A 9,262-nucleotide genomic window follows, 5' to 3' on the forward strand; every position below is an offset into this window, starting at 1 on the left:
CTAAATCCTTATCTGGCAAGAGTTCTATTGATTAGTTTGTTCTAGCTCGAAAACAATTGACAAAAATCGCATCAATGTCCTTCTCTATAAGGGTTTCATCCCTTATAACTCCGTCCATTGCATAGCACAAACCGAAGAACCAGAGCTATTTTCAATAATTGATTTTTCTGAGAAAACAAATTACAAGTCTTCACCTTGATAAAAATCGATTATTGTAGCTATAATCCTTACTGGCAATTGGTTGTCAGCAATATATTAGTAAAAATTATCAATTGAATGTTAAAAAGTGCGGAAGGTGGGTTAATAGTAAGTTAAACCGCAATCAGCTAGAGAACTGGAATTTCACGGTCAAGCCACTAAACCTTAAAATTATTACTATGTAGGATTTGCTGAATAAATGTGAAATGTAGGCAAGGTAGGGGCTTTCTGGCTTTTCTCTGGAAACAGGTGCAAGATTTTGAGAGAATCGTGCTTCAAAACCTTGCGTCTTCATCGGCCCGCGTCCTGTAGGGGCGAAGCATTCGGGCAATAACCTATCGATGAAACCGTAGATTTTCTATCCGAATGCTTCGCCCGTACTTTTTGCCGCAAACCCTATATAAGGATCGTAGCTGAAAAAGCCAAACTACGGTTTTCCCTGTGGATGGGGTTTATCAGTTATCAGATTTGAGTTTTCAATTCACTGTTTACTGAACAATGAAAAAAGCTCCCTGATTATCGCCGATGATACCAACGGGTAAATAATTTTTCTAACTCCACCCAAACGAATAACAAGGTACTAAATCCCAAACAGATTAATAATTCTTCTTTGGTTAAAAATTGAGTACCGAAAAAATCCCGCAGAGCAGGAACATAGATTAACATCAGTTGAAAAATTGTCGTCAGGGTTACTGCTACCCAGAGATAAGGATTAGTCAAAGGATTCATTTCTATGGTAAGATGATCGCTCGATCGCACAGAAATGGCATGACCCATTTGAGCTAAACAGAGAGTAGTAAAAACCATAGTTTTCCATGAACCAGTATTACCAAAAAGCGGATCCAAGCGCACAGCGATCACCATTTGAGTGATATTAATAATCGAAAAAATAATCCCAATTCTCACGATATAAGTTCCCAAACCGCGAGCAAAAATACTTTCCTGGGGACTAAAAGGAGGGCGACGCATAATATTAGGAGAAGCGGGTTCCACTGCTAAAGCTAACGCGGGTAAACCATCGGTAACTAAATTCATCCAGAGAATTTGTAGGGGAGTGAGAGGAGTAACTAAACCCAAAAGAGGCGAAGCAGCGATAGTAATTACTTCCCCGATATTACTGCCGAGAATATATTTAATAAAACTGCGAATATTGTTATAAACCACTCGCCCTTCTTCCGTGGCAGCGACGATGGTGGCAAAATTATCATCAAGGAGAATCATATCACTAGCCTCTTTGGTGACATCGGTGCCGGCGATTCCCATGGCAATACCGATATCGGCTTGTTTCAAGGCCGGAGCATCATTCACCCCATCTCCGGTCATAGCAACAAATTTACCCTTTTTTTGCAAGGCGCGGACAATAGTTAATTTATGTTCGGGGGAAACACGGGCATAGATGTTAGTTTTGTCAATGAGGTTTTCTAGCTGAATTGGTGATAATTTATCTAATTCTTGCCCTGAGATGACTAAAGCTCCTGTTTGGGCAATACCAAGACTTTTAGCCACCGCTAGAGCAGTTAATTGATGATCGCCGGTGATCATAATCGGACGGATTCCCGCTTCTCGACACCTAGTCACGGCGATTTGTACCTCTGGTCGCGCTGCGTCGATCATACCGACCATTCCTAGCCAAATTAGCTCATCTTCGCTGATTTCAGTTAATTCTGGCGGATAAATCAGGTTTTTATAGGCCAATCCTAAGACTCGCAAACCCCTGTTAGCCATAGCATTGTTAGCGACTAAGACTTTTTCTTTTTCCCTATCCCCAAAAGGAAGACTTTCTAATCCCGATTGATAGGAGAGACATTGTTCAAGAATTAATTCCGGGGAACCTTTGGTAAATAGTACGGGATTGACTCCTTGACAAATGACCGACATTCGCTTTCTTTGGGAAGAAAAGGGGATTTCAGCGATTCTAGGGAACTCTTGCTTGGTTAGGGATAAATTTAAGCCCGCTTTCGCCCCTAAAACTAATAAAGCTCCTTCTGTGGGATCGCCTAAAATGCTATCGTGACCGTTATCGAGGTATAAACTGGCATCGTTGCAGAGGACACTGGCAATTAAGAGATGATGTAATTCTAGATCGGTTTTGGGATCGATCGCCCGTTGCTCGGAGTCTAAAAATTGTCCTTTTGGGCTATATCCTTCCCCGGTAACTAAAAAATTGCGATTAACTGTCTCTATCTCCCGTACAATCATTTTATTTTCCGTTAGCGTCCCAGTTTTATCGGAACAGATCACATTAACGGAACCGAGGGTTTCTACTGCCGGCAGTTTGCGAATCAAGGCCTGACGTTTGACCATGCGTTGAGTACCTAGGGCGAGCGTTAGGGTGATAACTGCGGGTAATCCTTCGGGAACGACGGCTACTGCCATACTAAGGGAAACTTCGACCAATTCCTCTAGGGCCGACCAACCGGCACTGATCAGACCGACGGTAATAGTCAGGGCAACTAGAATGAGAGAACCAGCAACAAGGACATTACCCAAGTGAGTCATTCTTTTTTGGAGAGGAGTGGGTTCATTGCCGACTGTTGCTAACATTTGAGCGATTTTGCCTAATTCTGTGGTCATTCCCGTATTGGTAACTATGACCTTGGCCCGGCCTTGCAGTACCTCTGTTCCAGTAAAGACAAAATTTAAGCGATCGCCAAGGGGAGTATCTCTGTCTAGGGGGTCAATCAAGGCGGATTTATTAACACTATTTGCCTCTCCTGTCAAGGCCGATTCGCGAATTTGCAGGTTAAAAGCTTCGATAATTTGGCCGTCGGCGCTGATTTGGGTTCCCGCTTCAATCAGCATGATGTCCCCGGGGACGAGATTAACCGCGTCTATTTCTCTGCGTTGGCCCTCGCGGATAACATTAACCTGGGGAGAGGAAAGTTTTTTTAAAGCGGCCAGAGCTTTTTCGGCCCGACTTTCTTGCAGATATCCGAGGATACCATTGAGGATGACAATTGTTAAAATAGCGATCGTATCTTTGAAGGGAACACCAATTTTAGCCAGATGACCGCGCTGCAATTCCAGTAAATCTAGTCCCCCGGAAATTATGGCCACGGCAATTAAGAGGAGGAGCATAATATTGGTAAACTGATCCAGGAGAATTTGCCAATTACTGCGCCCTGGACGTTCTTTTAGTTCATTTTTGCCATAATATTTAATTCTTTCGGCGATTTGCTCCCTATTGAGGCCATTAACAGCGGAACTACCGAGGATAGATAGGGTGGTTTCCACCGGATAGGTATGCCAAGGTTGTTGCAAGTTAACGCTGGAATGGGCAGAATAGTCGGCATTAGCGGCCATGGCAAGTGAAGATAGTTGATCTAGATAGATCTTAGCCCTTTCTTTCCCCGGTCACAGGAAAAAACAAATGCTTAAACTGCCTCTCCCTGCTCATAGACAGTCTTAACGCGTAATGTAGATAAGTAGCTGGTTATAATTAAATTGAAGATAGATCCCCCCTTAGTCCCCTCTTGTCCCCCTTGATAAGGGGGGTGCCGATTCCCCCTTAGTTCCCCCTTAGTCCCCCTTAATAAGGGGGGTGTCTGAAAGTTTTTAACATCTACCTACTTAGTCAATAGCTTAGTAGGGCAAAGTAAACCAAAATTGTGAACCTTTTTCGTCATTATTCATAATGCCAATTTCACCTCCGTGAGCATGGATAATTTGACGACAGAGATATAAACCTAGTCCTAAACTAATCTGATTGTTATTATTGCCTCGTTGATAGCGATCAAATAATTGTTTTCTCTGGGTTTCGCTAATTCCCACCCCATTATCGCCAATGCTGCACCGGAGATAATTACCCTCTAGTCTAGCTGATAAAGTGATAATTATCCCTTGGGGATTGTGTTTAAGGGCATTGGCTAATAAATTCTCAAAAACTCGCCAGAGATGGTGAGCATCGGCATTAACTAAGGGTAAATCGGGAGAAAAGTTATTAATTAAAGTTGCTTGATTTTCCTTTAATCTTAACTCCCATTCCTGACCGATCTGTTGACCAATTTCGTAGAGAGATAAAGGCTTTAGTTCTAGGGAAACTCCCCAAAGATCATTTTTTCGGGTTTCGACGAGAGAATCAATTAAAGTTAATTGTCGATCGCAACTGTTGGCCATCTGTTGTAAAATCTTCAGGGACACTTCTTTAGTTTCTCCCTGATAATTTTTAATTAAATTATTTAAGATCATTGACATCCCGATCACGGGATTGCGGAGATCGTGAGAGACAGCATGAAGATAAATTTCTAAGGTTTCCTCAGCTTTTTGACGTTCTTTAATTTCGTTTTGGAGTTGTTTTTTTTGACGGCAAATAGTTAATTGATTTTCGATGCGGGCCATGACTTCTTCCCCTTGAAAAGGTTTAGAAATATAATCGACACCTCCCACTTGAAAAGCTTTGACTTTATCTAAGACATCATCAAGAGCGCTGATAAAAATCACGGGAATTTCTCTGGTTTTTTCATCAGCTTTTAACTGTTCACAAACTTGATAGCCATTGAGATCGGGCATATTAATATCGAGGAGGATCAGATCGGGAATTAGCGATCGCACTGTATTCAGGGCCATCTGTCCATTAATCGCTTTGCGTACCTGATATCCCTTCTCGGTGAGCATAATCGACAATAGCCGCACATTATTGGGCAAATCATCGACAATTAAGACACTAGAGCGCGGTGTGGGTTGAGTCATGCCGGTTATTTTATAACTCAAACTGTTTAAATAAAGTGTATAAAAAAACAGGAGCTTGCCGAAAAAGTTTTTCCCCGGGGCAGGGTATCGGGTGGTACAAGCGAGAAAGTCTCGTTACTCTACAGCGAGCGACTAGGGATTGTTGCCCATAAAAAAAGCACGGAACCCCACAGCAATCAAGGAACCACTCAGGAGAGTTATTAATGTCCAAATTTGGTTACTTTGGGTTCCTTCCACCTTGATCAGTCGATTATCCATACTATCGACTTTCTCTGTTAAAGTTGCTAGTCCTATCTTGACATCGGTGACATTTTTCTGTAGGGTTTCTAGCTTTTGCTCGACATTTTTCTGTAAAGTTTCTAGCTTTTGCTCAAACCTTTTTTCGAGATTATCTAGCTTTTGATCAACATTTTTCTGGAAGGTGTCTAGCTTTTGATCAACATCTTTCTGGAAGGTGTCTAGCTTTTGATCAACACCTTTAATACTATCTTTAATTTCCTTAAGGACAGATTCCAGGGAATAGGTAACGGTTTCTGCTGTCATTGCGGTTAACTCCTATCAGTCGAGAGATAATGTAATTATCGATAAAAATCCTCTTAATTCTCCACTTAATTTTTTTGGGAAAATCTCGCATCATCTTCCAATTTGTCGCTGATTTCCGGCAGTTTTAGCAATATTCCAGCGAATAACCAATAGTAAACAGAAACAGGCTCGACGGAGAGAGGATAATAGTAGGGATTATAGCTAATAAAAAGTAGGAAAATCCAGATACAGAGACCCCAATGCTTTAAAGCAGCATTTTTTACTTTTAAATAGGCTTTAAAGGTGAGAATACAGAGAATTGTCACCAGTGCCATAAAAGCGATAAAACCGATGATACCGATTTCGTGGAGGAGTTTAGCGTAGTAGGTTTCAATTAGTCTTATCCCTTCTTCTCCCGCTACATGAAGAGCGCCACTGCTGGCTCTGCCTAAACCAAAACCAAAAAGCTGTACATATCTGAAGCTCAACTGCATTTGATTGCCTACAAAGTCAATGGGAGACGAATATAGCCAGCGACCGATAAAATTTAGCCCTCTTTCCTGAATAAAGGGAATTAACGTCACCGCGAGCAGGGAAATCAGTCCCAAGATTCCCAATTTTAATGGTAACTTTCGTTTACTTTTGCTAGTAACAATAAAAAGAACCAAGTAAAACAAAGGTACTAGCAAAAAAGGTAATCTTTGTCCAGAAACCAGAGTCGCAAGCAAGACTAAAACCATGGCCACCCAACCAGCGACGCGCCATCTTTTTTGCGGATCACTAAAACTGGCCGCGTAACTGATGACGCTACTAGATACTAAAAACCAACCCCATTGCCAAGGATCGGAAAATGTGCCGGGGAGACGAATTAAGCCTCGATCGGGATTATACAACAATGAACCGCCGACAAAACATTGAGCTTTCAAGGTGGCTTTTTCGGTAATATCCGGATAAAATTGGCTGTCGGATTTCGGGACAAGGACTTCGAGTTGATTGAGGAATTCATTGTCAGGACAGATACCTTGGACGAGTAAGAAGTATTGAATTAGAGCTAAACCGCAACAGACTAAGATCATCACGATTAAAACTCGGTTAACCATGAATAAATCTCGTTTTTGCTCGATTAAATAGTACCCACAGAGAACTAGGGGAATATAACTGAGGAGGATTTTTAATCCCACAATTCCCACAATAATTCCTCCTTCGGGCAGATTGACAAAAAGAAAAGTTATCAAACTGCTGGCAAGTAAAATCAAAGCTGTGAGGAGAAAAGGCTTGATTTGGGGGCTTAATTGCTTAAAAGTTTTGGTTTTAATTAAAATTGCCGCTAAAGCGGGGAAATAAAAGGCATCCTTGGCGATTTTGTAGAGAGCATAGGATGGCTCTATGCCAATAAAGTTGCCCACTACCTGAAAAACTCTCACCACAGCCAACGCTAAGGTATTACTGAGGGGAAGATAGATGATTAGGGCTAATAATCCCAGACGGGGATAGATAAAAGAAGCGACCATGGCGGGAACTGCCCAAATTCCTAACAAGGCCGCTTTTTTGCCAAATACAATCCCTAAAACTAAACTAATTATTGTAGTGGCGATCACTAATATAGTTAGTAACAGGGAGTTCCTCTCTTTCATGCGGTGCAGCTTTGAACAGGTTTACCAGAAAGAAAGTCTAACAGATTTTTGTCAAGATTCTCATTCTCAATGGCCGAGAGTTTCCTTTTGCTTCTTACCTGTTGCTATACTTATGTAAAATTTCATTTATCTCGATCTTGACTCCGTGGCCGAAAATCCTTCTTTTCAAGACCTTTATCAAGCTGGAATCAGTGCTTTTGAGCGTGGACAATATCGTCTTAGTATCCAGCAATTAAATGCGGCTTTATCCTTAATTTCCTTAGTATCCCGAGCAGGGGGTGAGATCCAAATTTGGTTAATTTCTGCCCATCAGGGGTTAGGAGAGGGGGAGAAAGCCAGTGAAATCTGTAGGCAACTTATTACCCATCCTATCTATCAAATTCGCGAACAGGCCAAGCGTCTGCTTTATATTATCGAAGCTCCCCGTCTCAAACGCCCAGATGAGTGGATGACGAAGATTCCCGATTTAGAGAAACTTCCCGATAGTACAGCGCAATTTAAAAAGGGAACAAATAAACAGAAAAAAGAAGAACCCCCCGCACCCATGCAGTTAGAGCAGCATAAAAATACTTTTTTTAGCGGACTGGCGATCGCTATTGTTCTATTGATGCTCTGGTTTTTTGCTAAAAATGGCTAAATTACTTGACATTGACATCCTCACCGCCGTAAACGGACGGTGATGACCGGCAGCTCGAACAAACTTAATTGAACAACCGACCGCTGGGTTGACGCTTCACAGGATACTGCTTCTTTAACAGAAGTCTTACGCTTTCCGACCCGTCCGTTTAAAGTCTCCGATTGCCCACCGGCGACCTTGATATTTACCGCAGCATTGATGTCTCGATCATGAAAAGTCCCACAGAAAAAACATTCCCACTCACGAACATTTAACGCTTTCTTGCCGCCAATATTCCCACAACAGAAACATCGTTGGCTAGTTGGCTCCCAACTCGTAATTATCCGAAAATCACGCCCATATTTATCAGACTTTGCCGATAGCATATCTCGAAAAGAACGCCATCCTAAGTCTGATATAGCACGGGCTAGTTTACGATTCTTGACCATTCCCGATGTGTTTAAATCCTCTAAAATTATCGTTTGATTCTCACGAACAATTTTATTGGATAGTTTCTGCAATAAATCAGTCCGAGTATCTTTAATCCTTGCGGGGATTTTAGCTACTCGTTTTCTGGCTTTTTCCCGTCGTTTACTTTCTTTCTGTTTTCTAGAAAGGTTTCTCTGTGCCTTTCTTAGTCGTTTCAATCGTTTCTTTAACGGTTTAGGAGCGTCTATCTTTTCCCCTGTTGAAAAAGTCGCAAAGGTAGCAATCCCTAAATCGATTCCCACTGACTCCCCATTATTAGGAAGTGTTTCGGGCTGAATCTCAACGACAAAGCTAAGAAAGTATCGATCTGTTGCGTCTTTAATCACGGTGACGCTAGAAGGTTTAGAGGGTAATGGACGACTCCAAACGACTTTTAAATCACCGATTTTCGCTAAAGTAACGTGGTGTTGATTGACGGTAAAACCATTATCGGTAAATCTTGCTGATTGTTTAAATTTGCGTTTTTTAAACTTGGGAGGCTTTACTTTCTTTCCTTTTCTTTCTCCCTGACAAGATGCAAAAAAGTTAGAGTAAGCAGTCTCTAAGTCTCTTAAGGACTGTTGTAAAGGAATAGAAGAAACCTCGGTCAGCCAGACTTTTTCTGTTGTCTTTTTAATTTGAGTTAGTCTTTTGGACAACTCTGTATATTTTGGCTTTTTCTCTCCTTGTTGATAGAGTTCTTGGCAGTAAGCTAAGGTATCGTTCCAGACGACACGCACACACCCGAACAACTGAGACAAAAGCCTCTTTTGTTGTTCTGTTGGGTAAATACGGTATTGATACCTTGCTTTCATTGTTGGGTTAAAATATGTGTGTCTGCATTCTATGGTAACTAGGTCTGCTAATAATGTCAATTCGGTCAGTAATCAGTAATCAGTAAAAAGACAGTAAGAAACTTCTATTTAATACTGCACACTTAAAAACTCACATCTGATAACTGATAACTGATAACTGATAACTGAGGTGGTGATTTGGTAGTAGTGATGGCGGCTTAATCCTTTGCTTTGCTGTGCGTTGTAGTCATGGATAAAATACCAAAGGGTTCCCCAACGTGATTCTCCATTTTTTTAGAGAAAGATAGACTCTCTCTCACCAGCCGAGAAATCCTTTGTCG

At 41.6% G+C, this 9,262-nt stretch carries 6 protein-coding genes and 1 pseudogene; 1 reads left to right on the forward strand and 6 read right to left on the reverse strand.

Annotated features, from left to right (window positions below; genetic code table 11):
- Window positions 1-714: 714 nt before the first annotated feature.
- The 4 genes from O9324_RS11825 to O9324_RS11840 all read right to left on the reverse strand — a co-directional run bounded on the left by O9324_RS11825 (window position 715) and on the right by O9324_RS11840 (window position 7,043).
- Window positions 715-3,501, reverse strand: a complete 2,787-nt coding sequence (locus O9324_RS11825; protein WP_288140284.1) for a cation-translocating P-type ATPase — start codon at window positions 3,499-3,501, stop codon at window positions 715-717.
- 279 nt (window positions 3,502-3,780) lie between these two features.
- The gene (locus tag O9324_RS11830; RefSeq protein ID WP_287629576.1) at window positions 3,781-4,887 is read right to left on the reverse strand and encodes a hybrid sensor histidine kinase/response regulator; all 1,107 of its coding nucleotides are present in this window, start codon (window positions 4,885-4,887) and stop codon (window positions 3,781-3,783) included.
- A 132-nt stretch (window positions 4,888-5,019) separates the two neighbouring features.
- Window positions 5,020-5,430 (reverse strand): hypothetical protein, encoded by a 411-nt coding sequence (locus tag O9324_RS11835; RefSeq protein ID WP_288140285.1) that lies wholly within the window; start codon window positions 5,428-5,430, stop codon window positions 5,020-5,022.
- 65 nt (window positions 5,431-5,495) lie between these two features.
- Window positions 5,496-7,043, reverse strand: coding sequence for a hypothetical protein (locus O9324_RS11840; RefSeq protein WP_288140286.1), 1,548 nt, complete (start codon window positions 7,041-7,043; stop codon window positions 5,496-5,498).
- A gap of 145 nt (window positions 7,044-7,188) precedes the next feature.
- On the opposite strand from O9324_RS11840, the gene O9324_RS11845 reads away from it, so the two are divergent.
- Window positions 7,189-7,680: a hypothetical protein gene (locus O9324_RS11845; RefSeq protein ID WP_288140287.1), complete on the forward strand. Its 492-nt coding sequence runs from the start codon at window positions 7,189-7,191 to the stop codon at window positions 7,678-7,680.
- Window positions 7,681-7,700: 20 nt separating this feature from the next.
- Here O9324_RS11845 and O9324_RS11850 read toward each other — a convergent pair whose 3' ends face one another.
- Window positions 7,701-8,942 (reverse strand): RNA-guided endonuclease InsQ/TnpB family protein, encoded by a 1,242-nt coding sequence (locus tag O9324_RS11850; RefSeq protein WP_288140288.1) that lies wholly within the window; start codon window positions 8,940-8,942, stop codon window positions 7,701-7,703.
- A 216-nt stretch (window positions 8,943-9,158) separates the two neighbouring features.
- Window positions 9,159-9,262 (reverse strand): annotated as a pseudogene (locus O9324_RS11855) (IS1 family transposase); the annotation flags it as partial.

The organism is Microcystis sp. LE19-84.1B, from assembly GCF_027531875.1.
Taxonomy (GTDB): Bacteria; Cyanobacteriota; Cyanobacteriia; order Cyanobacteriales; family Microcystaceae; genus Microcystis; species Microcystis panniformis.

Excerpts from the sequence above, each read along its gene's own strand:
- O9324_RS11825 (WP_288140284.1), bottom strand. The coding sequence starts at position 3,501 with ATGGCCGCTAATGCCGACTATTCTGCCCATTCCAGCGTTAACTTGCAA.
- O9324_RS11835 (WP_288140285.1), bottom strand. The coding sequence starts at position 5,430 with ATGACAGCAGAAACCGTTACCTATTCCCTGGAATCTGTCCTTAAGGAA.
- O9324_RS11840 (WP_288140286.1), bottom strand. The coding sequence starts at position 7,043 with ATGAAAGAGAGGAACTCCCTGTTACTAACTATATTAGTGATCGCCACT.
- O9324_RS11850 (WP_288140288.1), bottom strand. The coding sequence starts at position 8,942 with ATGAAAGCAAGGTATCAATACCGTATTTACCCAACAGAACAACAAAAG.
- O9324_RS11830 (WP_287629576.1), bottom strand. The coding sequence starts at position 4,887 with ATGACTCAACCCACACCGCGCTCTAGTGTCTTAATTGTCGATGATTTG.